General features: G+C 69.1%; 23 protein-coding genes. 11 read left to right on the top strand and 12 right to left on the bottom strand.

Features of this window, described 5'->3' with window-relative positions; all coding sequences use genetic code 11:
* Nucleotides 1-28 precede the first annotated feature (28 nt).
* Together ASE16_RS01995 and ASE16_RS01990 are read left to right on the top strand one after the other, a co-directional pair.
* On the top strand, nucleotides 29-1,087 hold the full coding sequence (locus ASE16_RS01995; RefSeq protein WP_055890015.1) for an ATP-binding protein: 1,059 nt from the start codon (nucleotides 29-31) through the stop codon (nucleotides 1,085-1,087).
* A gap of 257 nt (nucleotides 1,088-1,344) precedes the next feature.
* Complete coding sequence (locus ASE16_RS01990; RefSeq protein WP_055890013.1) at nucleotides 1,345-2,142, top strand: tyrosine-protein phosphatase; 798 nt, start codon at nucleotides 1,345-1,347, stop codon at nucleotides 2,140-2,142.
* A gap of 59 nt (nucleotides 2,143-2,201) precedes the next feature.
* Here ASE16_RS01990 and ASE16_RS01985 read toward each other — a convergent pair whose 3' ends face one another.
* Nucleotides 2,202-2,933 (bottom strand): MarR family transcriptional regulator, encoded by a 732-nt coding sequence (locus ASE16_RS01985; protein WP_055890011.1) that lies wholly within the window; start codon nucleotides 2,931-2,933, stop codon nucleotides 2,202-2,204.
* A gap of 250 nt (nucleotides 2,934-3,183) precedes the next feature.
* Between ASE16_RS01985 and ASE16_RS01980 the strand changes: the two genes are divergently transcribed.
* Nucleotides 3,184-3,846: a DUF4097 family beta strand repeat-containing protein gene (locus tag ASE16_RS01980; protein WP_055890009.1), complete on the top strand. Its 663-nt coding sequence runs from the start codon at nucleotides 3,184-3,186 to the stop codon at nucleotides 3,844-3,846.
* A gap of 67 nt (nucleotides 3,847-3,913) precedes the next feature.
* On the top strand, nucleotides 3,914-4,729 hold the full coding sequence (locus ASE16_RS01975; protein WP_055890007.1) for an alpha/beta fold hydrolase: 816 nt from the start codon (nucleotides 3,914-3,916) through the stop codon (nucleotides 4,727-4,729).
* 324 nt (nucleotides 4,730-5,053) lie between these two features.
* Here the strand turns inward: ASE16_RS01975 and ASE16_RS01970 are convergent, their stop codons facing one another.
* The 5 genes from ASE16_RS01970 to ASE16_RS01950 form a co-directional block, all read right to left on the bottom strand.
* On the bottom strand, nucleotides 5,054-5,581 hold the full coding sequence (locus ASE16_RS01970) for a hypothetical protein (protein ID WP_157479976.1): 528 nt from the start codon (nucleotides 5,579-5,581) through the stop codon (nucleotides 5,054-5,056).
* A complete protein-coding gene (locus ASE16_RS01965) occupies nucleotides 5,578-6,183 on the bottom strand; it encodes an RNA polymerase sigma factor (RefSeq protein WP_055890003.1) in 606 nt (201 codons plus the stop codon). The genes ASE16_RS01970 and ASE16_RS01965 overlap by 4 nt, the downstream gene beginning before the upstream one ends.
* 93 nt (nucleotides 6,184-6,276) lie before the next feature.
* Nucleotides 6,277-7,272, bottom strand: coding sequence for a type I glyceraldehyde-3-phosphate dehydrogenase (gene gap / locus ASE16_RS01960; protein ID WP_055890001.1), 996 nt, complete (start codon nucleotides 7,270-7,272; stop codon nucleotides 6,277-6,279).
* A 158-nt stretch (nucleotides 7,273-7,430) separates the two neighbouring features.
* Nucleotides 7,431-8,378, bottom strand: coding sequence for a GlxA family transcriptional regulator (locus ASE16_RS01955; protein WP_055889999.1), 948 nt, complete (start codon nucleotides 8,376-8,378; stop codon nucleotides 7,431-7,433).
* Between the two features lie 86 nt (nucleotides 8,379-8,464).
* Nucleotides 8,465-9,463 (bottom strand): alpha/beta hydrolase, encoded by a 999-nt coding sequence (locus ASE16_RS01950; RefSeq protein ID WP_235500252.1) that lies wholly within the window; start codon nucleotides 9,461-9,463, stop codon nucleotides 8,465-8,467.
* A gap of 160 nt (nucleotides 9,464-9,623) precedes the next feature.
* Here ASE16_RS01950 and ASE16_RS01945 point away from each other — a divergent pair, with 160 nt between their 5' ends.
* Nucleotides 9,624-10,352 (top strand): FadR/GntR family transcriptional regulator, encoded by a 729-nt coding sequence (locus tag ASE16_RS01945; RefSeq protein WP_055889995.1) that lies wholly within the window; start codon nucleotides 9,624-9,626, stop codon nucleotides 10,350-10,352.
* A gap of 10 nt (nucleotides 10,353-10,362) precedes the next feature.
* On the top strand, nucleotides 10,363-11,622 hold the full coding sequence (locus tag ASE16_RS01940) for an alpha-hydroxy acid oxidase (RefSeq protein ID WP_055889994.1): 1,260 nt from the start codon (nucleotides 10,363-10,365) through the stop codon (nucleotides 11,620-11,622).
* A 15-nt stretch (nucleotides 11,623-11,637) separates the two neighbouring features.
* Here the strand turns inward: ASE16_RS01940 and ASE16_RS01935 are convergent, their stop codons facing one another.
* The 3 genes from ASE16_RS01935 to ASE16_RS01925 form a co-directional block, all read right to left on the bottom strand.
* Nucleotides 11,638-12,168, bottom strand: a complete 531-nt coding sequence (locus ASE16_RS01935) for a hypothetical protein (RefSeq protein WP_055889992.1) — start codon at nucleotides 12,166-12,168, stop codon at nucleotides 11,638-11,640.
* Nucleotides 12,169-12,196: 28 nt separating this feature from the next.
* Entirely contained in the window at nucleotides 12,197-12,811 is a 615-nt protein-coding gene (locus tag ASE16_RS20045) for a hypothetical protein (RefSeq protein WP_055889991.1), read from the bottom strand.
* Nucleotides 12,812-12,898: 87 nt separating this feature from the next.
* Nucleotides 12,899-14,356, bottom strand: coding sequence for an MFS transporter (locus tag ASE16_RS01925; protein ID WP_055889988.1), 1,458 nt, complete (start codon nucleotides 14,354-14,356; stop codon nucleotides 12,899-12,901).
* A gap of 138 nt (nucleotides 14,357-14,494) precedes the next feature.
* Between ASE16_RS01925 and ASE16_RS01920 the strand changes: the two genes are divergently transcribed.
* Genes ASE16_RS01920 through ASE16_RS01905 form a run of 4 tightly spaced genes read left to right on the top strand, consistent with a single transcriptional unit; the run spans nucleotide 14,495 to nucleotide 18,856 of the window.
* Entirely contained in the window at nucleotides 14,495-15,058 is a 564-nt protein-coding gene (locus ASE16_RS01920) for a TetR/AcrR family transcriptional regulator (RefSeq protein WP_055889986.1), read from the top strand.
* Nucleotides 15,059-15,117: 59 nt separating this feature from the next.
* Entirely contained in the window at nucleotides 15,118-16,857 is a 1,740-nt protein-coding gene (locus ASE16_RS01915) for a cation:proton antiporter (RefSeq protein ID WP_055889984.1), read from the top strand.
* A gap of 45 nt (nucleotides 16,858-16,902) precedes the next feature.
* Nucleotides 16,903-17,349, top strand: a complete 447-nt coding sequence (locus tag ASE16_RS01910) for a Fur family transcriptional regulator (RefSeq protein ID WP_055889982.1) — start codon at nucleotides 16,903-16,905, stop codon at nucleotides 17,347-17,349.
* A 13-nt stretch (nucleotides 17,350-17,362) separates the two neighbouring features.
* Nucleotides 17,363-18,856 carry a catalase gene (locus tag ASE16_RS01905; RefSeq protein WP_055889980.1) on the top strand — a complete coding sequence of 498 codons (1,494 nt, stop codon included), beginning with the start codon at nucleotides 17,363-17,365 and terminating at the stop codon, nucleotides 18,854-18,856.
* A gap of 59 nt (nucleotides 18,857-18,915) precedes the next feature.
* On the opposite strand, the gene ASE16_RS01900 is transcribed toward ASE16_RS01905, so the two are convergent.
* Together ASE16_RS01900 and ASE16_RS01895 are read right to left on the bottom strand one after the other, a co-directional pair.
* Entirely contained in the window at nucleotides 18,916-19,812 is an 897-nt protein-coding gene (locus tag ASE16_RS01900) for a hypothetical protein (RefSeq protein ID WP_055889978.1), read from the bottom strand.
* A complete protein-coding gene (locus tag ASE16_RS01895; protein WP_055889976.1) occupies nucleotides 19,809-20,516 on the bottom strand; it encodes a PhzF family phenazine biosynthesis protein in 708 nt (235 codons plus the stop codon). Before ASE16_RS01895 ends, ASE16_RS01900 begins: the two co-directional genes overlap by 4 nt.
* A gap of 82 nt (nucleotides 20,517-20,598) precedes the next feature.
* Between ASE16_RS01895 and ASE16_RS01890 the strand changes: the two genes are divergently transcribed.
* Nucleotides 20,599-21,702 carry a LacI family DNA-binding transcriptional regulator gene (locus tag ASE16_RS01890; RefSeq protein WP_055889974.1) on the top strand — a complete coding sequence of 368 codons (1,104 nt, stop codon included), beginning with the start codon at nucleotides 20,599-20,601 and terminating at the stop codon, nucleotides 21,700-21,702.
* A 245-nt stretch (nucleotides 21,703-21,947) separates the two neighbouring features.
* On the opposite strand, the gene ASE16_RS01885 is transcribed toward ASE16_RS01890, so the two are convergent.
* Nucleotides 21,948-22,379: a hypothetical protein gene (locus ASE16_RS01885; protein WP_055889972.1), complete on the bottom strand. Its 432-nt coding sequence runs from the start codon at nucleotides 22,377-22,379 to the stop codon at nucleotides 21,948-21,950.
* Nucleotides 22,380-22,560: the final 181 nt, after the last annotated feature.

Genomic DNA, 22,560 nt, shown 5'->3' with positions numbered 1-22,560 from the left:
ACACAAGCTACCTTTTTCCCTCAAGCGGATGGCGACACAGTATGGCCGGAAGGTCGTGAACCTCTCGATCTCAGAGCAGATCCGGCTACCTGCAGACGGTGGGCTCCTAACCGAACTGCTCCAACGAACCAAATTCTTCACGAGCCTCACCGTGAAAGTGAGCAACATCGCAGAGCTCCTGGCCGATGAGATTCAACTGCTGCTTCCTAAGGGCTGGTACAACCAGGACGCAGCCGAAGTCCTGCGAACAGTGCTCAACGCACTCGTTGACCCGAATTCGTCGGCGCTCAAGCGTGTCTATTCCACGCCGGCGAATCGCAAGCGGGTCGAGGACGCGATCCGCAGCGCACTCGACAACGGCACCGAGTTCACTCGAACGCTAACGGCTTTCGCGGCTATTCATAACCTGTTCGCGCCGAACGCCCCATCAGGCAAGGAGAGACACCCGCTCCACACGATCATCGACGCTGTCATCGACTCGACGTCCAACGATAAGCCTTATGTAGTCATCAACCTAAGCGATACGACCGGACTTCCGGAGCTTGCCAGACGAGACATGAAAGCCCGCCTAATTCGGAAGATCTCAAGCGAGCTGAACCGCCTTGCTGAACTCCGATGGAAGGAACGAGGGAATCTAGCCAACTGCGCGGTGATCTTCGACGAGGCGCACCGATACGCTCCTGCAGACCCAGACCCAGACCCAGAGTCAGACGAAGTCGCGACGTTGGCATCGAAGCTGTCCGATTACGTGCGCGAAACACGAAAGACCGGACTCGGGTGGACATTCATCACTCAGGAGATCCGCTCGCTTCATCCCGGCATTTACGCCCAACTCGGTATCCGATGCTTCGGCTACGGGCTCATCTCAGGAACCGACTTGAACAAGCTCAAGGATGAAATCGGCGCAGGCGCGGCAATGGAGTTGTACAAGTCGTTCACCAACCCACAAGCGACATCAAAGAAGCGCTACCCATTCATGATCTCCGGGCCTGTCAGCCCACTGTCGTTCACCGCAGCGCCTGTGTTCCTCGACGTGTACACGGACGAGGAAGAGTTCCGGCAGATGAACCAAATCCCGGGACGTTAAGCGGAGCGCCGCTGCGGTAAAATCATTTCCGGGTGGCCAAATTAGTCGGTGAACTGATGCGACCGGACTAGTGTCACCTTTCCTGCAGCTGAAGCTGAGATGACCGCTGGAGAGCCGCAGCATTTGCATGGTGTCAAATGCATGATTGGTTTCATTTCGCGTGAGGGCTGTCAATTCGGCCCGCGGCGCGGCGCGCCCGACCTGCCATGATCGTCTGAACCGCATCCCGCATCCACGATGTTCGAGAGAGGCAACGAATGAGCGACCAGTACGGCAGGAAGGTCTCGATCCCGACCGCTCCGAACCTGCGCGACCTCGGTGGGCTTCCTGCGGGGAACGGGCAGGTCAGGCGCGGTCTCGTCTACCGCTCCGCGACCCTCGCCACGCTGAGCGATGCCGACCGCACGCAGTTCGCCGGGCTGGGCATCGAGACGGTGTACGACCTGCGCACCGCCGACGAGGTCGCCGCCTCTCCCGACCGGCTGCCGGAGGGGACGCGCAGCATCGAGTTGGATGTGCTGGCCGACAGCTCGCTCAGCGTCGCGGCCCGCCTTGGCGACCTCTCAGCAGACCCGCAGGGGTTCGCCGCGACGCTCGGCGACGGCAAGGCGGAGCGGTTGTTCGAGGAGACGTACCGCGACATCGTCCGGCTGCCCTCAGCGCTCGCGTCGTATCGCGAGCTGTACCTCGGGATCCTCGACGAGAACCGTGAGGGCGCGGCGCTCTTCCACTGCACCACCGGCAAAGATCGAACCGGGTGGGCGGCGGCGTCCATCCTCACCCTGCTCGGCGTGGACGAGACGACCGTCTACGAGGACTACCTGCAGACCAACACCGACCTGTTGCCAGCGCTCGAACCGGTGCTCCAGAGGGCAGAGGCGGCCGGTGTCGGCCGTGACGTGCTGCTGCCCGTGCTCGGGGTCAGGGAGAACTACCTGCACGCGGCCTTCGCCCAGCTGAACGAACAGTTCGGCACGATCGAGCGGTACGCGCAGGACGGTCTCGGGCTGACCGCATCCGACATCGAACGGTTCCGGCAGCTCTTCGCCGCCTGACCTGACCGACAAGCGGCCTGCGAGCGGCCTGCGGGCAGCGGCGAAGCGGCGGTCGACCGTCACCGCTCCCGCGGCGCGTCCCCCTCTCCGCCGCTGCCCAGCAGCCCGCGCGCCTGCTCGGCGGCGCGGGCGATGCTCTCGCCGACGAAGTCCATGAAGCGGGCCATGTTCTCGAGGCGGGCTCCCGCTGGGCTGTCCTGGCCGAGGAGGCGCACGCCGTCGCGAGCCGTCGCAGCGATCTGCGCGTTGGACCTTGCTGCGGCGATCATCGACTGGTACCAGACGTCCGCGTCGGCGATGTACCGCTCCCTGCGACCGTCGCCGCGCTCCCGGATGACCAAGCCCTGGCCCTCCAGCAGCGCGATGGCCTTCGAGATGGATGCCGGGCTCACCTCGAGCCGCCTGACCAGCTCGGCCGCGGTGAGACTTCCGGCGTCCGTCGTGTAGAGGCTGGTGAGGATGCCCGCCGCCACGCGCGGAAGGCCGGACTGCATGAAGAGGGTGGTGAACGTCTCCTCGTATTCGCGCACGGCCGGTGAGTCGCGCCCGTCCGCGCGCTGGGCGCGGGGCGCACCTGGGGCGGTCGCGCGGCGCTGGTGGGCGCGCTGCTCCGTCGCCCTCTGAGCCAGATCGGCGCGGTATCCGGCCGGGCCGCCGTTGCGCATGACCTCGCGGGTGACCGTCGACGTCGGGCGGTCGAGGCGGCGGGCGATCTCCGCGTACGCGAGGTCGTCGGCGAGTCCGAGCGCGATCTGATGGCGCTCCTGCCTGGTGAGCCTGCCTGCGGGCATCTGGTGGCCTCCGCGTGATGGATGGAACGAGTCGTGAACGGCACGAGCGTAGCGTTCAGCGCCATGTCAGTGCAACGCATTTAGTCCTCGCGATTGCGTTAGTTTCTGAATCAGTGCAACGATTAGTTCAGCTTGACCAGCTTTTTTACTTATACAACGCAACTGTGTCGTTGCTTTATATGTGAACGCAACGTAGCGTTTCCACTATCAGAAACATCCATCGCCCCATCGACCACAGGAGTTGAGCACAATGCAGACCTTCGACACCCCGAACCCCGTCACCACCGTCATCGACGTTCCGGCCGGTCACCTTCGGTTCATCGCAGCCGAACGCACGGACACCCGCGTCGAGATCCACCCCCTCGACGCTTCCAAGGCGCGCGACATCAAGGCAGCCGAACGCACGACGGTCGGATTCGCCGACGGCGTCCTTCGCATCGCGACGCCGGAGAAGAACGCGGCCTTCGGGCCGAGCGGCTCCGTCGAGGTGACGGTGCAGCTTCCGGCAGGGTCGAGCATCCGTGCGAACGGCAGCGCGGAACTGCGCGGGGCAGGCAGCCTCGGCGACGTGGCCGTCGACGGATCGTTCGGGCCGATCAAGCTCGACGAGGCGGCGACCGTTCGCATCAGCGCCATCGACGGCGACGTCGTCATCGGCCGGCTCACCGGTTCCGGCGAGATCACCACCGCTCGCGGCGACGTGCGGATCACGGAGGCCCTCCGTGGCGACGTGGTCGTCAGCACGCAGCTCGGCGACGTGTCGGTCGGCGTCCCATCCGGCATCACAGCCGGACTCGACGCCGGGACGCCGCTCGGCCGCATCAGCAACACGATCGCGAACAGCGGCGGCGCACCCGTGCTGCAGATCCACGCGACCACCGCATCCGGCGACATCGACGCACACACCGTCTGACCGCACCGGCTGCCCCCACGAGAACCCACCAGAACCCACCACGATCCAGCAGAACCAGGAGAAGATCATGACGAACAGCAGCGCCACCTCGACCAGCGCACCGTGGACCGGCATGGTGCCGGTCGATGACACCGCCCTCGCGGTCACCGACACCGGCGGCTCCGGCACTCCCATCGTCTACCTCAACGGGCAGTTCGCCACCCAGGGTTACTGGCGCAGGGTGATCGCCGACCTCGGGCCGTCCTGGCGGCACATCACCTACGACGAGCGTGCGCGCGGCAGGAAGTCCGGCACCTCCGCCGACTACTCCTTCGAGGCCGCCGTACGGGATGTGGATGCGGTGCTCGCGGCGCGCGGCGTCGACCGGGCGCTCGTGGTGGGCTGGTCGTACGGCGCGTATGTCGCCGCGCACTGGGCCAACCGCAACCCTTCCCGCACGATCGGGGCCGTCCTGGTCGACGGCGCCCAGCCGTACGACTGGCTGGACGACGCGATGGAGGAGCGCATCCGCACCCTGTTCCGCCGGATGGGCTGGTTCACGCCGCTGCTGCGCCCGACCGGGCTCACGCCCCGGATGAGCGCAGCACAGCAGGCGGAGAGCAACATCGAGCTCGGCAGGCTCGGCAGCACGAGCGAGCTCGGCCCTGTGCTGGACGGCATCGTGGTGCCGACCAGGCACGTCGTAGCCTCCGGCACGTCGCTCGGCAGCCGCGGCGACGAGCAGGAGGTCATCCGCGCCGGTCTCGACGAGGTGGTCGCCCGCAACCCCCACATCGCGATCAGCGCGAAGGTGCCGAGCAACCACGGCGCGATCCTGCGGAAAGACCACGCAGCGGTCGCGGCGGCAGTGCTCGAGGTTGCGGCACTCGGCGGCGCGGAGTGACCAGGGACCGACAGCGAAACCACCAAGAAGAAAGGCCACACCCCGCGTCGTGTCGGACGCGGGGTGCGGCCTTCGCCGTGCACATGGCCGAAGCGAAGCGTTCCCCCCTGGAACTTCCCGTGCACGTCGTTCGTAACCGGTCGACCCCCTGTCGATTCGGGCTACGAGGTTCGTGATGCGGACCACCTGAGGCTGGTCACTACAGGGGAATGTCCGGACCGGGCGATCGGGTTCCCGATTCCCGACGCAATCGCTCCCACCGGCGCCCAGCCGCCGACTCCTCAGCCGCGCACACCCCTCAGCCGTGCAGACGGGGCAGAGCGCTCAGCCGGTCTTCTCCGGGGAGAGCCCGACGGCCTGGCAGACGCCGGGCCGTCCGGGCACCACCGCCGCCGCGCCGTCGTCCATCACGCACACCTGCAGGTGGTCGGGCACGGTGCCGGTTCCCGCTGTGGCGGCGAGCGGGTCGTGGTCCGGGTTGAAAACACCCTGGCGCCACATCGTGGTGCACAGTTCGAGGGCGTTCTCGACCCGGCCACCTCCGCCGTCCGGGTTGTACATCGTCGCGCCCGACATGTCGTACTCGCCGTTCACACCGCGCTCGGCGGAGGCGAAGCAGTACACGCTGTCGTGGTTGGTGACCTGCCGCGACGACACGACGGCAGTGCCGGCGACAGCAGCGCCGCCGACCACGAGACAGCCGATGCCGCCCCAGATCGCCAATCGACGGCGGAGCGTGCGGCGCTTCCGCTCCTTCTCGGTCCTGAGCTGGGTGAGGAGCGCATCCCGGATGGCATCGGTGCGCCGCTCGGTCATGGCGGGGAAGTCGTCCGCGTCGTACAAGGGGGTCACGATTGCACTCCGTCCAGCCGGCCGGCGAGGTCTACGGCGGCGTCGGCGTCTGGCATCCGCTTGCGCATCTTCTCTTTTGCACGGTGCAGTTTCGACTTCACCGTTCCTAGGGGGATGTCCAGCACCGACGCGACGGTTGCAATCGGCAGCTCTTCGATGATGCACAGGTCGATGATCTGCCGCTCGTGTGCGCTCAACTGCGCCATCGCATCCCGGACGGCGACGAGGCGCGCGTCGCGATCCAGTCGCTCCAGCACGTCCTCCGCGTGGTCGGGCTCTCGCTCCGGCTCGGGCATCGCCGCGAGGAGACGCGTGTAGCGACGGGCGGTGCGCGACTGGTTGAGGATCACATACGAGGTGACCGTGAGCAGCCACGGCAGGATCGAGCCGTCGACGATGCGGACCTTCTGCCTGCTCCGCCACGCCTCGAGGAAGACGAGCGCCACGACGTCCTCCGCGTCGGCGACGGAGCGCACCTGCGCATACGCCTTGCGGAAGATCCTCACGCGATGCCGGTCGAACAGGGCGGCGAACGACCGTTCCATTCCGGAGGTCGCTTCCAGCCACAGAACAGAGTCGGAGACGCTCTCTCTGTCCCCCATACCGCTCCGTTCTCGAACCTGCCGAGACTAACACGGGCGGTAGACAGGGCGTGCCACTGCGGGCGCGCTGCGGCTGGAAGCGCTGCTGCTGCCTCAGGAGGCGAGCAGCTCCAGCGTGTCGACGACGCGGTTCGAGAAGCCCCACTCGTTGTCGTACCAGGCGACGACCTTGACGTGCTTCCCGCTCACCCTGGTGAGGGCGGCGTCGAAGATCGATGATGCCGGCTGGCCGGTGATGTCGGAGGACACCAGCGGCTCGTCCGCGTACTGCAGAACGCCGTTCAGCGGTCCGGCCGCCGCGTCCCGGTATGCGGAGAGCACCTCGTCGAGGGTGACCTCGCGCGACACCGTCGTGTTCAGCTCGACGATCGAGCCGACAGGCACAGGCACGCGGATGGAATCGCCGGAGAGTTTGCCGTCGAGGTTCGGAAGCACCAGGCCGATCGCCTTGGCCGCGCCGGTGGTGGTCGGCACGATGTTGACGCCGGCGGCGCGGGCGCGGCGGAGGTCGCGGTGCGGGCCGTCCTGCAGGTTCTGCTCCTGCGTGTATGCGTGCACCGTCGTCATGAAGCCGTGCTCGATTCCGGCCAGGTCGTCCAGCACGGAGGCGAGCGGAGCGAGGGCGTTGGTGGTGCACGAGGCGTTGGAGACGATGAGATGGGTCGCCGGGTCGTACGCGTCGGTGTTGACCCCGTACGCCAGGGTGACGTCGGCACCGTCGGAGGGCGCGCTGACGAGCACGCGCTTCGCACCGGCGCGGAGGTGCGCTCGTGCGGCGTCCGCCGAGGTGAAGCGCCCCGTGGATTCGAGCACGATGTCCACGCCGAGCTCCGCCCACGGCAGGTCGGCAGGCTCACGCTCGGCCAGCACCCGGATGCGGCGGCCGTCGACCACGAGATCGGTCCCGTCCACCTCGACGGTGCGGCCGAGACGGCCGAGGGTGCTGTCGTACTTCAGCAGGTGCGCGAGCGTCTCCGGTGCGGTGAGGTCGTTGACGGCGACGACCTCCAGGTCGCTTCCCCGCTCGAGGAGAGCGCGGAGGGTGTTGCGTCCGATGCGGCCGAAGCCGTTGATGGCGATGCGGGTCATGGAGAGGGATTCCTTTCGTTCCGCATCCCATGCTGCGAGCGCCACGAGGCGAGTAACAGTGGCGTGGAGGACACGGTGCGCAAGGATCTCGCCGCGTTGAATGCCACCGGTCGCAAGGATCGCGCCACGCGCATCCCCGCGCAGCCGCCCGGCCCGCGTCAGGCCGAGAACGTGTGCCGGTACTCGGTCGGCGACGTGCCAAGGATGCGCTGGAAGTGCAGCCGCAGGTTCGCTCCGCTGCCCAGCCCGACACGCGCGGCGATCTGCTCGACGCCGAGGTCGCTGCGTTCCAGCAGCTCGCGCGCCAGGTCGACCCTGGCGCGCAGCACCCACTGCATCGGCGTGTACCCCGTGTCCTCCACGAAGCGCCGAGAGAACGTCCGCGCCGAGACGTTGGCGTTGCGCGCCAGCTGCTCCAGCGTGAGCGGTTCGGCGAGGTGTTCCAGCGCCCACGCGCGCGTCCCGGCGAACAGGTCGCCAAGCGGCTCCGGCACGCTGCGCGGAACATACTGCGCCTGCCCTCCGCTGCGGTACGGCGCAGCGACCAGCCGCCTGGCGACGCGATTGGAGAGTGCGACGCCGTGATCACGGCGCACCAGGTGCAGGCACAGGTCGATCCCGGATGCGGCCCCGGCCGAGGTCAGCACGTCTCCCTCGTCGACGAACAGCACGTTCTCATCCACCCGCACCAGGGGATGACGCCGCGCGAGCGCCCTGGTGTAGTGCCAGTGCGTCGTCGCCCTCTTCCCGTCGAGGAGCCCGGCCGCGGCGAGCGCGAACGCCCCGGTGGAGATGGCGGCGAGCCGTGCGCCGCGCTGGTGGGCTGCGCGCAGGGCGGCGACCACCGCATCCGGGGGTTCGGTGGTCGCCGGCTCCCGGTAGCCGGGAACGAACACGGTGTCCGCGTCTTCGAGGGCGCGGAGCCCCCCGGCGACGTGGTACGACAGGCCGTCGCCTCCGGTGACGAGCCCGGGCGCCGCACCGCAGACCCGCACCTCGTACGGCATGCTCGGGCGGTGCGAGAACACTTGCGCAGGGATGCCGACGTCGAGCGGCTTAGCGCCGTCGAGCACGAGCACGGCGACGCGGTGGTTGCGGTCGGTCACGTCGACCTCCTGTAGCGATCGGATGCGTGGCAATCGGATGCGTGGCGGCAGGATGCCCTATCGCAAGCATCCTGCCACGGACGACACTATCCCGCAGCCAGGAACGCCTCGGCGGCCGCTGCGATCTCCGGAGACTTCGTGTGGTGCAGGTAGTGCCCGGCCTTCAGCCGCACGAGCTCGCTCCGGTCGGAGGCGGCGGCCTGCTCCTCGTGCAGGGCCAGCCAGCCAGGCACGTCCGTGTTGTCGTCCTGGACGAACAGCAGGAGCGGCAGTTCCTTCGGGAAGGACAGCCTCTGCGCATCCCGGAAGTTAGAGGCGAAGTGCTCCATCTCGTCGGCATACGTCGCCGTGAAGCCGTTGCGCAACGACAGGATGCCCATCTGCTTCTTCTGCTCGTCGCTGAACGGGAGACCGGCGTACGGATCGCCCGCCGCAGCGCTGAGCACCCTGACCAGTCCGAGCGACTTCGCCGTGCGGAGTGCGTCGATCGGGAACTCCGCATCCATTCCCGGCTGGGTGGGAACGCTGCTGTCGATGCCGACGAACGCCGTGACCTCGTCGCGGAACAGGTTCACGTACTTCAGGCCGTAGATGCCGGCGATCGAGTGGCCCATCAGCGCATACCTGTCGATCGACAGCTGCTGCAGCGCCTCGTGCACCTCCCCGGCGATGTTCGCGCTCGTCCGCGGCTTCTCGGTCTCGTCGCTCAGGCCGTAGCCGAACGGCTCGACCACGACCACCCGGTAGTGCGACTTCAGCTCGTCGACCAGCGGGGCGAAGTCGAGCACGGGGGATGCGGTACCGAACCCGGGCAGGAGCACGACCGTCTGGTCGCCTGCGCCCTGCACAGCCACGTTCATCTTCTTGCCGTCGACGTCGACCAGCCGGCCGTACCGTTCGATGTCGTCGGCCTCGGAGGCGCTGGCGATGGCATTGACGGTCGTGGTGCCGATCAGGCCGACCACCACGACGGCGAGTACGCCGGCGATGGACAGCAGGGTGACTTTCAGCCCTTTCCTCATGCGTCGTCCGGGTGGGGGCGTGCTGTCGGCTGCTGGCGTGGATGCGGTCGGGCTGTTGCTCATGCTTCGACGCTATGGGCGGCGATGGCGCGGGCGGATCGCGCGGCGGTCCCACGGGTGTCAGACCGTGGGACCATCCGTCTGCCCGGGGAGCCTGGACAGCGCGGCGTCAGACGGTTACTGTGGACTGACCACATGGTCAGACCACACACGAGGGAGTGAGATGCCGACCGAACCCCGCGCCTGGGAGGGTGTGCTCGCGTCGATCGAGGGCCGCCTCGTCGACGGTGACTTGCGGCTCGGCGACCACCTCCCGCCTGAGCGGGCGCTCGCGGCCGACCTCGGCGTCGCCCGCTCCAGTGTTCGCGAGGCGATCCGCGTCCTCGAAGCGATGGGCCTCGTCCGCACGCAGACCGGGTCCGGGCCGAGCTCCGGCGCGATCATCGTCGCCAGGCCGGTCGGCGGGATGCAGGCCCTCATGCGGCTGCAGGTCGCGGCCAGCGGGTTCCCTGTCGCCGACGTGGTGCGCACCCGCCTGCTGCTGGAGACCTCCGTGGCCGTCGACCTCGCAGAGCGGCCGGACGACGTCGACCTCGCGGAGGCGGCCCAGCTCCTCGACGCGATGGATGCGCGGAGCCTCACCCCGCAGGAGTTCCTGGCGCTCGACGCCCGCTTCCACCTGGCGCTGGCCGAAGCCTCAGGCAACACCGTTGTGGCGGCGATGATGGCCGGGCTGCGCAGCTCGATCGAGAGCTACGTGATCGGCGGAGCGGAACGCATCCCGGACTGGCCGGCGATGGCGGACCGGCTGCGGCAGGAGCACCGCGGAATCCTCACCGCGATCGGCGCAGGCGACCCGGCAGGATCGCAGGCCCTCGTCCACGACCACATCAGCGGGTACTACCGGGACGCCTCCCCCGCGGCGTCCACCATTCACCACGAGACGCGTTAGGCATCACAGTATGGTCACTCGCCAGGTTCCCAAGCCCGCCGAGCTCCTGGAGCTCATGAAGTTCAAGAAGCCGGAGCTCGACGCCAAGAAGCGCAGGCTCCAGGGCGCGCTCACCATCGACGATCTGCGCAGGATCGCCAAGCGCCGCACCCCGAAAGCGGCGTTCGACTACACGGAGGGGGCGGCGGAGGGCGAGCTCTCGCTGGCCCGCGCCAGGCAGGCGTTCGAGGACATCGAGTTCCACCCGTCGATCCTCCGCGACGTGTCGACCGTCGACACCTCGTGCTCGATCTGGGGCGGGCCGTCGGCGCTGCCGTTCGGCATCGCGCCGACCGGGTTCACCCGGCTGATGCAGACCGAGGGCGAGACCGCCGGCGCCGGCGCTGCGGCGGCTGCGGGCATCCCGTTCACGCTGTCGACGCTGGGGACCACATCCATCGAGGATGTGAAAGCCGCCAACCCCACCGGCCGCAACTGGTTCCAGCTTTACGTGATGCGCGACCGCGAGATCTCGTACGAACTGGTCCGCCGCGCTGCGGCCAACGGCTTCGACACACTGTTCTTCACCGTCGACACCCCGGTCGCCGGAGCCAGGCTCCGCGACAAGCGCAACGGCTTCTCCATCCCGCCGCAGCTCACGCTCGGCACGATCGTGAACGCGATCCCCCGCCCGTGGTGGTGGTACGACTTCCTCACCACCCCGAAGCTCGAGTTCGCGTCGCTCTCCGCGACAGGGGGCACGGTCGGCGACCTTCTCAACGCGGCGATGGACCCGTCGATCAGCTTCGACGACCTGGCCATCATCCGCGACCTGTTCCCCGGCAAGATCGTGGTGAAGGGCGTCCAGAACGTCGAGGACTCCCGCCGCCTGGTCGACCTCGGCGTCGACGGCATCGTCCTCTCCAACCACGGCGGCCGCCAGCTCGACCGCGCCCCGATCCCGTTCCACCTCCTCCCCCAGGTGGTGCGCGAGGTCGGTGCAGACACCGAGATCGCGATCGACACCGGCATCATGAACGGCGCGGACATCGTGGCCGCGTACGCGCTCGGGGCGAAGTTCACGCTGATCGGACGCGCATACCTGTACGGCCTGATGGCGGGCGGCAGGGCGGGCGTCGACCGCACGATCGAGATCCTGCGCGACCAGATCGTGCGCACCATGCAACTCCTGGAGGTCGCGAGCCTGGACGAGCTGAGCCCGAAGCACGTGACGCAGTTGCAGCGGCTGGTGCCGGTCGCCCAGGCGGAGGCGCCGTCGCGCACAGTCTGAGGAGCTGCGAGGCGGCTACCGCCGCAGCGCCGCCGGACGCGGCAGGCCGAGCTCTTCGAGCAGGTCGCCGAGCATCCGGTCGAGTTCGTAGCCCGCCTGCGTGATCTTGTTGTTCCCGAGGCTCACGAGCTGGGAGCTCGGCTGGTCGACGGTGACGATGGTGCCGCCGTTGCGCCCCGCGTGCAGTTCGATCCTGGTCGGCATGTAGAGCATCGCCGCCGGATCGTGCCGGAACACCCTGGACGCGGTCACGTAGTCGCCGATCAGATAGCTCGCGCTGGGGATGTCCGCCCCGCCCACCCGCATGATCGGCGTCGGGTAGTGCCGCCAGAATGCGACGAACCGGTGGATGCCGTTGCCCTCCGCCTCCTGCGCGAACCGCTTCCATTCCGCCCCGTCGGCGACGAGCTTCTCGAACCGGGCGGCATCCACTAGCGGCACCTCCGCCTCGAACGCGCGCCGCAGCGTCTCAAACGGCACGTGGGCCTCGATCTCGATCCGGTTCACCGTCACAGGCACGAGCCGGTCGGAGGCGTGGAAGGTCATGCGTCCATTCTCCGGCAGGCGAGCGCCGTCACCGGCGCCGCTTGCGCACGGTGCGGGCGCGGCGGAGGGCGGCGAGGTCGCGACGGAGCGCATCGAGTCGTTGCGGCTTGCCCGTGTCGTCCACCCCCACCGACTGGATGCGCACCGTCTCCTCCACCACGCCGGACAGCTCCCGCCAGGCATCCAGCCTGGACTCCTCGACGATGCCGGCGAGGTACTCGGTGTCGGCCGCGCGTTCCCGGAGGGCTGCCGCCGTCGCCTTGGCGAGGGCCTCGCGACGGCGGAGATTGAGCGTGTCCGCCGTGCGGTAGTCGTGGGTGTGCTCCGCGCGACCGTCCTGGACTTCCGCCCAGGCCTGCTCGCGCACGATACGCGCCTCCGACGCGTCCGCCTCGTCGGCCAGTCGCAGCACGACCTCGGCCGCGACCCCGGCGAAGTGGGAGGCGTCGAAGGCGCTGTCCGTGGTGAGCAGTTCGGTCATCATCCGGTTGCGCACCGCCATGCGCACGGCGTAGTCGGCGATCAGCAGGCCTTCGTCGAGCGCGTGCGCGAGCGTGGTCGGCTTCGGGGAGTCAAGCGCGCCGCCGTCGAACGGGCGCATGTCCGCCCTGCGCGACCGACGCCCGCGGCCGAAGATCCCCATCCTGGCCCCTCTCTCACCGCATCCAGTTTCGCACCGTGCGGCCGTCGGCCGGGCGACGCCGGCGAGCTCAGGCGACGCCGGGCGAGCTCAGGCGACCGGTGCGAGTTCCGTGACCGTCTCCGCCTCCGCCTCGGGGGTGAGCGCCGCCACCTCGGCCACCGCCGCCTCGCGCGGCGCCCGCATCAGCACCATCGCCGCCACCGTCACCACGAGCGCTCCAGCCGACAGCAGCCCTGCCACCACGAAGCCCTCGCTGTAGCCCGCCTCCGTCGGCAGCCCGTCCGCGGCCGTGGAGCCGGTGACGAGCGCCGTCATCACGGCCGCCCCGATCGCCGAGCCGACCGTGCGCAGGTTGGCATTCATCCCGCTGGCCACCCCGGTCCGCGTTGCAGGGACGCTCTGCACCACCACGCTGGTGATGGCCGCGTAGACCAGGCCGAGGCCGATCCCGAACACTCCGGATGCGGTGGCCACCTCCACGAGGCTGCCGTGCAGCAGCCCGAGCGAGATCGCGGCGAGCGCCATCAGCGCTGCGGCGAGCACGATCTGGCTGCGGAAGCTGATCCAGCGGGCGAGTGGTCCGCTGAGGAAGCCGGTGACGGCCATCGTGACGAGCATCGGGAGCATCAGCATCCCGGATTCGGCGACGGATGCGCCGAGCCCGTACCCGGTGGAGACCGGCGTCTGCACGAAGCGCGGGAAGAACGCGAACACCGCGAACATCGACGCTCCGACGAACACCGCCGCCGCGTTCATCGACCACACACCAGGCTCGCGCATCAGCCGCATGTCGACCAGCGGCGCGCGGGAGCGCAGCTCCACGATGATCCAGGCGGCGAGCAGCAGTGCGGAGAGCGCGAGCAGCCCGACGACGGCCGGCGACCCCCAGCCCCACTGCGCACCCGTGCTGAGCGGGAGCAGGAGGGCGACGAGCCAGCCGGAGAGGAGCACGGCCGACCACGGGTTGACCCCGCCGACGGCGCGCGTCGGCGATTCGGGGATGAAGAGCAGTGCGAGCACCGCGCCTGCGACCGTGAACACGGCGGGGACGAGGAACAGCCCGCGCCAGCTGAGCACGTCGGCGAGCGGCCCGGCGAGGACCGTGCCGAGTCCGCTGCCGATGGCGATGATGGACGCGATGGCGCCGATCGCGGACGGCAGGCGGTGCGCGGGGAACTCGTCTCGGATGATACCGAACGCGAGCGGGAACATGGCGCCGCCGAGACCCTGGATGATGCGGGCGCCGATCAGCACGCCGATGGTGGGCGCGACGGCGGCGACCACACTGCCGAGCGCGACGGCGAGGAGGGCGAGCACCAGGATGCGTCGCTTGCCGACCATGTCGCCGACGCGGCCGAGCAGCGGGGTGGCGACGGCGGCGGAGATGAGCCACGCGGTCATGGTCCAGGTGACACCGGCCGTCGTGGTGCCGAGATCGGTCTGGATGACGGGGAGGACGGGGACGACGAGGGATTGCAGAGTGGCGAAGGAGCCTGCGCTCAGCGCCAGGACGGCGAAGGTGAGGCCCGGACGGGTTCGAGACATTGAGTTCTTCCGTTCTCGAGGGGTGTGGCCGATGCAGATATCGGCTAGAATGGAGGCTGGCTCCGATCGGAGGTTGCCTCCGCTTCCACCACAGTAGCGGAGGGTGCCTCCACTTTGCAACCCCTTCCGGAGGAGAAATTGGCCAGCACCACCCCGACCGCCGTCTCGACCCGCCCGCACAGGGCGGACGCGAGACGGAACTTCGACGCGCTGCTCGCCGCGGCGCGGGAGGCGTTCGCGGCCAACGGCACCAGTGCATCCCTGGAGGACATCGCACGCCGTGCCGGAGTGGGAATCGGCACGCTCTACCGCAACTTCCCCACCCGCGACGCCCTCGTCGAAGCGGTATATGTCGACGAGGTGGATGCGGTGGTCAGGGCGGCCGAGGCGGCCGAGTCCCTCGAACCGTGGGCGGGATTCGAGACCTGGGTGCGCAGGTTCGTCAGCTACATCGGCACCAAGAAGGCGCTGGTCGACGGCCTCAACAAGGACTCTCCCGTCCTCCTCACCTGCCGCACGTCGCTCTACGACGCCGGCGAACCGCTGCTCGACAGGGCGAAGGCCGCCGGCGAGATGCGCGAGGACGCGGAGATCCAGGACGTGGTCCGCATGCTCTCCGGCATCGCCAGCGTCGCGTTCGACGACGACGACCAGCGGGACCGCGTGATCGCCATCGCGATGGACGGACTCCGCGCCCACTGACCCCGTCGAGCGACATCCCACGACCGCGCGCCACCACGTAGCCCTCTAGGATTGGATATATGGAACTCGGTTTTTACGCGGTGATCGCCATCTCGGTGATCGTCGCCGTGGCCGCGTTCTCACGAAAGCTCGGTGTCGCGGCGCCGATCATCCTGGTCCTCGTCGGGGTCGGTCTCTCCTATCTCCCCGGCGTCCCGGAGATCGAGGTCCCGCACGAGATCATCCTCGACGGCCTCCTGCCGCCCATCCTCTACGCGGCGGCCATCAGCGTCCCGCTCACCGATTTCCGTCGCAACCTGGCCCCGATCGCCGGCCTCTCGGTCATCCTCGTGATCATCACCGCGTTCGCCTCCGGCTTCCTGCTCTTCACGATCCTGCCGGACCTCAACCTGGCGGCAGCCGTCGCCCTCGGCGCGATCATCAGCCCTCCGGATGCGGTGGCCGCGACCTCGATCGGCCGCAAGCTCGGACTCCCTCCGCGCCTGCTGACCGTGCTCGAAGGAGAGGGCCTGGTCAACGACGCGACCGCCCTGGTTCTGCTGCGCACGGCCATCGCTGCGGCGGTCGGGGCACTCGCGACGCCGTGGGCAGGCGTGTTCGACTTCTTCTACGCAGTGGTGATCGCCCTCGGGATCGGACTGGCGGCCGGCATCGTCTCCGTCTGGGTGCGCTCGAAGCTGAACGACCCCGTGCTCGACACGGCTCTGTCGATCGCCGTGCCGTTCGCCGCGTTCATGCCGACAGAGGCGGCGCACGGTTCCGGCGTGCTCGCCGTCGTGATCGCCGGCCTCTACACCGGGCACGCCGCCCCGAAGCACTTCACCGCCCAGGCGAGGATCACCGACCGCATCAACTGGCGCACCATCCAGTTCCTGCTCGAGAACGGCGTCTTCCTCCTGATCGGCCTGGAGATCCGCACGCTCGTCGCCGACGTCGAGCACCCCGAGATCCTCAGCGTCTGGGATGCGGTGGGCATCGGCTTGCTGGCGACGCTCGCGCTCGTCATCATCCGGTTCGTCCTCATCGGCCCTCTCGTGCTCGCCCTCCGGCAACGCGCGCGGCTGGCGGAGAACGCCACCTTCCGGGAGTGGCTGATGATCAGCTACTTCCGCGACCATCCGGTCCGCACCAGGCGCGAGGCGTTCCGCAAGCAGCGCCTCGAGACCAGGTATGCGCGGCGTCGCGCCGACCTCGAGCAGCTCCGCCAGGAGGACATCGACTGGCGAGGCGGCGTCGTCCTCGGCTGGTCGGGGATGCGCGGCGTCGTCACGCTCGCCGCGGCCCAGTCCCTGCCGGACGACGGCAGCATCCCGTACCGTCCGCAGCTCATCCTCATCGCCTTCACGGTCGCGGTGGTCAGCCTCGTGGTGCAGGGCGGCACGCTGCCCTGGCTGATCCGCGTGCTCAAGATCGAGGGCATCGACACCAAGTCGGACAGGCAGCAGCTCGCCCACCTGCTCGACGACCTCAGCAACGACGGCCTCGCCGTGCTCGACGACCCGGAGGGCGCCGCCGGCGTCTCCGACCCCATCGACCCCGAGGTGGTCGAGCGGGTGCGCCAGTCGTCCTATCTGCGCGCGGAGTCCGCCTGGGAGCGCATCCTGCTCAACGACGTGCCGGCCGACAGCAGGCCGCATCAGCTCTACCGGACGCTGCGCCTCGCGGTGGTCAACGCGGAGCGCGACCGCCTGCTGGAGGAGCGCACGCGCGGAGCGTACCCATCGCGCATCCTGGAGGAAGCGGAGTCGATGCTCGACCTGGAGGAGACCAGGCTGCAGTCGCGCAATGTGCGGCACTGATCGTCCGCATTTTTTGAATCATTCAAAACAGACTAGGCTCGTGACATGGACACGGCACAGCTCGAAAGCGCACTGCGCGCCGCAGGGCTCAGGGTCACGGCGGGCCGCGTCGCGGTGCTCGAGACCCTTGCCACGCATCCCCACGCGAACGCCGACGCTGTCTTCCGCAGCGTGCTCGAAGCCCTGCCGGGCACCTCGATCCAGAACGTGCACAACGTCCTGGGCGATCTGACCGGCGCCGGCCTCGTGCGGCGCATCGAGCCGGCAGGCTCGCCCGCTCTGTACGAGCGGCGCATCGGCGACAACCACCACCACGTCGTCTGCACCTCGTGCGGCGCCGTGGCGGATGTGGACTGCGTCGTCGGCCACGCGCCGTGCATCACCCCGTCGGACGCGTCCGGCTTCTCGGTGAACACGGCCGAGGTGACGTTCTGGGGACTGTGCCCGTCCTGCCAGGAGCGCGCGGCGAAAGCCCCGTCGCGCGTCGAGTGACGAAGGAGACTGAATGTCGGAGAACTACACGACCACACAGACCGGTACCCCGGTCGGCAGCGACGCCCACTCGCTGACCGCAGGAGAGGACGGCGTCACCGCGCTGCACGACCGCTACCTGGTGGAGAAGCTCGCGCAGTTCAACCGCGAGCGCATCCCGGAGCGGATCGTCCACGCCAAGGGCGGCGGCGCGTTCGGCACGTTCGTCGTCACCGGCAACGTGTCGCAGTACACGAAGGCCGCGATGTTCCAGCCAGGCACCACCACCGAGACCCTGCAGCGCTTCTCGTCGGTCGCCGGCGAGCAGGGCTCCCCCGACACCTGGCGCGACGTCCGCGGCTTCTCGGTGAAGTTCTACACCTCCGAGGGCAACTACGACATCGTCGGCAACAACACCCCGGTGTTCTTCATCCGCGACGGCATCAAGTTCCCGGACTTCATCCACTCGCAGAAGCGCCTCCCCGGCTCCGGCCTGCGGGATGCGGACATGCAGTGGGACTTCTGGACCCTCTCGCCGGAGTCTGCACACCAGGTCACCTACCTGATGGGCGACCGCGGTATCCCACGATCGTGGCGGCACATGCCCGGCTACGGCTCGCACACCTACCAGTGGATCAACGGCGCAGGTGAGAAGTTCTGGGTCAAGTACCATTTCCACGCCTTCCAGGGCAACGAGGAGATGCACGGCGCGGAGGCGGAGGCCATCGCAGGCGCCGACGCCGACTACTACCGCCGCGACCTCTACGAGGCGATCGAGCGCGGCGAGTTCCCGGCGTGGAAGGTCTCCGTGCAGGTCATGCCGTACGAGGATGCGAAGACGTACCGCTTCAACCCGTTCGACCTCACCAAGGTCTGGCCGCACAGCGACTACCCGCTGATCGAGGTCGGAGTGCACACGCTGAACAAGAACCCGGAGAACTTCTTCGCGCAGATCGAGCAGGCGGCGTTCTCCCCCGCCAACACCGTCCCCGGCATCGACATCAGCCCGGACAAGATGCTGATGGCCCGCGTGTTCTCCTACCCGGACGCCCAGCGGTACCGCGTCGGCACCAACTACAACGAGCTGCCGGTCAACGCGCCGAACGCTCCGGTGCACAACTACTCGCAGGACGGCGCGGGCCGCCACGGCTTCAAGCCGGCCTCGGCCCCTGTCTACGCGCCCAACTCGAAGGGCGGGCCCGTCGCAGACGCCGCCCGCGCCGGCGAGGGCTCGTGGGAGTCGGACGGCGCCCTCGTGCGCTCGGCAGCGACCCTGCACGCAGAGGACTCCGACTTCGGCCAGGCCGGAACGCTCTACCGCGACGTCTACGACGCCGAGGCCAAGGAGCGCTTCCTCGAGACGATCACTGGAGCCGTCGGCGGCGTGAAGAACGCCGAGATCCGCGAGCGCGCCATCCAGTACTGGACCAGCGTGGATGCGACGCTCGGCGCCGCCCTCCGCGCCAACCTCGCAGACGGCACGTCCACCCCGGACGAGTCGGCGGAGTACGTCGGCGTCGCCGGCTAGTCCCAGCATCCATCGTGTGGTCCCCGGCTTCGGCCGGGGACCACACCTGGTTAAGCCGGTCAGCTCGGAGCGACCTCGGCGAGCGCGCCGGACTCCAGTGCCACCCACACCGTGCCGTCCGCCGCGACCGCGAGGCCGTGCGGCTCCGACTCCGCCGTCGGCAGATCGTGCAGGGTCAGCTCGCCATCGGCGGTCGCGTGCGCGAGCTGGTTCGCCCCCCAGAGGGTCGCCCACACGCCGCCGTCGCTGTCGGCGGCGACCGCGTGCGGCTTCGCGCCCTGCACGAGCGGCACCTCGGAGACAACCCCCCTGTGGATGTGCGCGAGCGCGTCGCCGAGGATCTGCGCCACCCACACGCCGCCGTCCGCTGCGACGGCGATGCCGACGGGGCCGGACGGGTCGCCTGGCAGCTCGGTGAACGCGATGGCGGCATCCCCTCCGCGCACGTGACCGACCAGGCCGGCCGCGTTGAGGGTGAACCAGAGGCTGTCTCCGGTGGTCGCGATCATGGAAACGAACGAACCGGCGCGGCCGACCGGGTACTCCTCCACCCTGCCGAGGATGTCGATGCGGCCGAGCGCGTCTGCGTTGAGCTCGGTGAACCAGGCGGTGCCGTCGTCGAGCGCGACGACCCCGAACGGCTGGGCGTCAGGCGTCGGGACGGCGACCTCTCCGATCAGGTCGATCGCCGCATCCCGCAGCCCGAGGTGCACGAGGCGGTTGCCTGTGCTGTCGGTCACCCACACCGTCGACTCGGTCGCGGCGGCGAGCAGCGACGGCTGCGAGCCGTCGCCGAGCGACAGGTATGCCACGGTGCCATCGGGCGACAGCCTGCCGACGCGACCGCCGTGCACGAGGGTGAACCACACCCCGCCGTCCCTGGTGACCGCGACCCCGTACGGGCCTTCGCCCGGCTCCCCGACGGGATGCTCGACGATCCGCACGGCCGCCGTCACAGGGTCGCGCTGATCGTGCGGTCGTACACCGTGCGGCCGCCGACCCCGATGCGGTCGTCGCCCTCGATGGCCGTCAGCAGCTCGGAGCCCTCTCCCTGGCTGATCCGCAGGTCGCGGCCGAGGCGCGCGGTCAGGGCGATCGCCGCTGCCCCTGTCGCCTCGTCCTCGACGATGCCCATCGCCGGGGCGAACATGCGCGAGCGCAGGTGGGCGACCGACTCGTCGATCCAGGCGTATGCGTAGTGCTGCCCCTCGGTGAACGCGAACGGGTCGAGCGCATCCACGTCGGCGGGAGACTCGAGCGGCAGCCACTGGAACGTCGGCGCCCACTCGGCCTCCGCGGTGATCCAGGTCGGCTCGTCCTCGGAGCCGTACGTCACGTCGACGACGCCGGCCTTCTCGCGCAGCATCGTGATCGGTGTGCCCTGCTCGGCCAGCCACCACGCCGTGCCGACGCTGGGGTGCCCGGCGAACGGCAGCTCTGCTGCGGGGGTGAAGATGCGGATGGTCGCGACGCGCCCGAGTTCGCCGTCCTCGCTGAGCGCGTCGAGGAAGACCGTCTCGCTGAATCCGAGCGCCGAGGCGATCGCCTGCTCCCGCCCGGCCGTCGCCGTGGAGCTGCGCACGATGCCCAGCTCGTTGCCGTTCGCGCCACGGTCGTCCGTGAAGACGCGGACCACCACTACTTCGATCGTTTCGTCCATGCTGCCAGCCTCCCACGAACCCGGCGTCCGCGGAGGCGCCTGCGTATAGTGGGGATGCTCGAAGCAGTAAGGAAGCGCATACATGGGCCGGAATCCGACCGTCTACGACGTCGCGACACACGCCGGTGTGTCGATTGCGACGGTCTCCCGCGTGTTCAGCCGCCCGGAGACCGTCAAAGAGGCGACGCGCGAACGCGTGCAGGCATCGGTGGATGCGCTCGGGTACGTCCCGAGCGGAGCAGCCCGCGGCCTCGCCGCCCGCAAGACCGGCGTGCTCGGCCTGTTCTTTCCCGGCCTCGACGCGATGGACGATATCTCCGACGTGCCGCTCGACGCCCCGGACGACGCCGCCAGTCGCACCACGATCATCCGCGACGTCGGCGGCGCAGCGGACACGCGCCAGCTGAATCTCTATTTCGACGAGGTGCTGCGCGGCAGCGAGCTGGAGGCCTGGCGCAACGGCTTCGTGCTGCTCGTCGGAGTGGGCAGGGGCGCCACGTCGACGGAGACCGTGCGGGAGATGGCGGGGCGCGTCGACGGCCTGGTGGTGCTGGCGGGGAGCGCGAGCGACGAGGAACTCTCGCAGCTCGCCCGCCGCATCCCCGTGGTCGTGATGGCCGGCGCCAGGAGCGGAGACGAACTCGACCACGTCTCTGTCAGCAACGACGAGGGGATGCGCACCCTCGCCGGGCACCTCGTCGACGACCTCGGGGTGCGCGACCTCGTCTACGTCGCAGGAAGCCTGGACTCCCCCGACGACGCAGAGCGCTGGGCCGGTTTCCGCGCCGCACTCGCCGAGCGCGGGCTGCCCGTGCCGGACGCGCCGGAGCACAGGGGCGACTTCACCCGCGACGGCGGCCGCAGGGTGGGCCGTGAGCTGCTCGCAGGCGGTGTGCTGCCGCGCGCGGTGGTGTGCGCGAACGACCAGATGGCGCTCGGCGTGATCGACGCCGCCCGCATCGGCGGCGTCGACGTGCCAGGCGACCTGATTGTGACCGGCTTCGACGGCATCGACGCCGGACGCCTGTCGACCCCGAGACTCACCACGGTGAAGCAGCCGATGGAGTTGCTCGGCCGCGCCGCGGTGCAACTCCTCGTGCGGCGCCTGGCCGACCCGGATCGCCCGGCCGGTTCGGTGCGCCTCCCGGTTGAGGTCTACCTCCGGGAGAGCTCAGAGCCCGCCTGACCCCGCTGCAGCGCGGGGTCGCGGCGTGCTTCGGCAGGTGAACCGGCACGACTCGCCGCGCGAAACTCCGTTCCGCAGGAGAACGCGCCTACGGGCGACGGAATCTCCGTCCGGCAGGAGAAGTGTGCCGCCGCCTGCTCTTCTCCGTTCGGAAGGAGAAAGCGGGCGGATGGCGCGAGAACTCTGTCGGGACGGAGCGACGCGCCGTAGCGAGCCGCGAGACTCCTGCCGAATGTGCGCGCGCGTCACGCGGCCAGCGTCACCCGCTCGCGGAGCAGGTCGACGACGGTGTGCGGCTCGCGGCCGCCGACGCAGACGAAGAAGACGAAGTCTTGCGGCGCGTCGACGGTGATCACCGCATCCACTGCGTGCCAGGCGTCGTCGGGGACGGCGGTGAGACTGAGCATCTCGAAGGTGCGGCGCTCGGCGTCCCGTGCGGTGCCCTGCACCGTGTAGAACGCGTCGATGCTGGCGTCGTCGCCTGGGTCGGCGAGCCAGCCGATGAGCGGGGTCGCCGTCGCAGCGCTGATCGGGAGCACGCCGAAGAGAGCGGCGGTCAGCCGTTCGACAGTGGCGCCGCTCGCCAGTCCGACGCTGCGGGAGGCGTCGAGCGATGAGATGGCGATCCAGCGGCCGGGGGCGACGTCGTCGACCACCGACAGAAGGGGTGCGGGCATAGGGGTGTCAGAGATTGTGGACATGGAAGTCGGGTACTTTCCATACATACACGCCCGACAACGGGTCACGGAGACGCTTCCCTAGCACGATCCCCCATGCACCGCATCGACAGGCGAAGCGGGTAAACGCTCTCGACGGTGCCGAGAGGACTCCGCCGGCTTTTCGGGAAGCCGATGGCGT

It is taken from the genome of Leifsonia sp. Root227 (assembly GCF_001428745.1).
GTDB lineage: Bacteria > Actinomycetota > Actinomycetes > Actinomycetales > Microbacteriaceae > Leifsonia.
The sequence above is the reverse complement of the archived record's forward strand: the minus strand, read 5'-3'. Positions and strand labels throughout refer to the sequence as shown.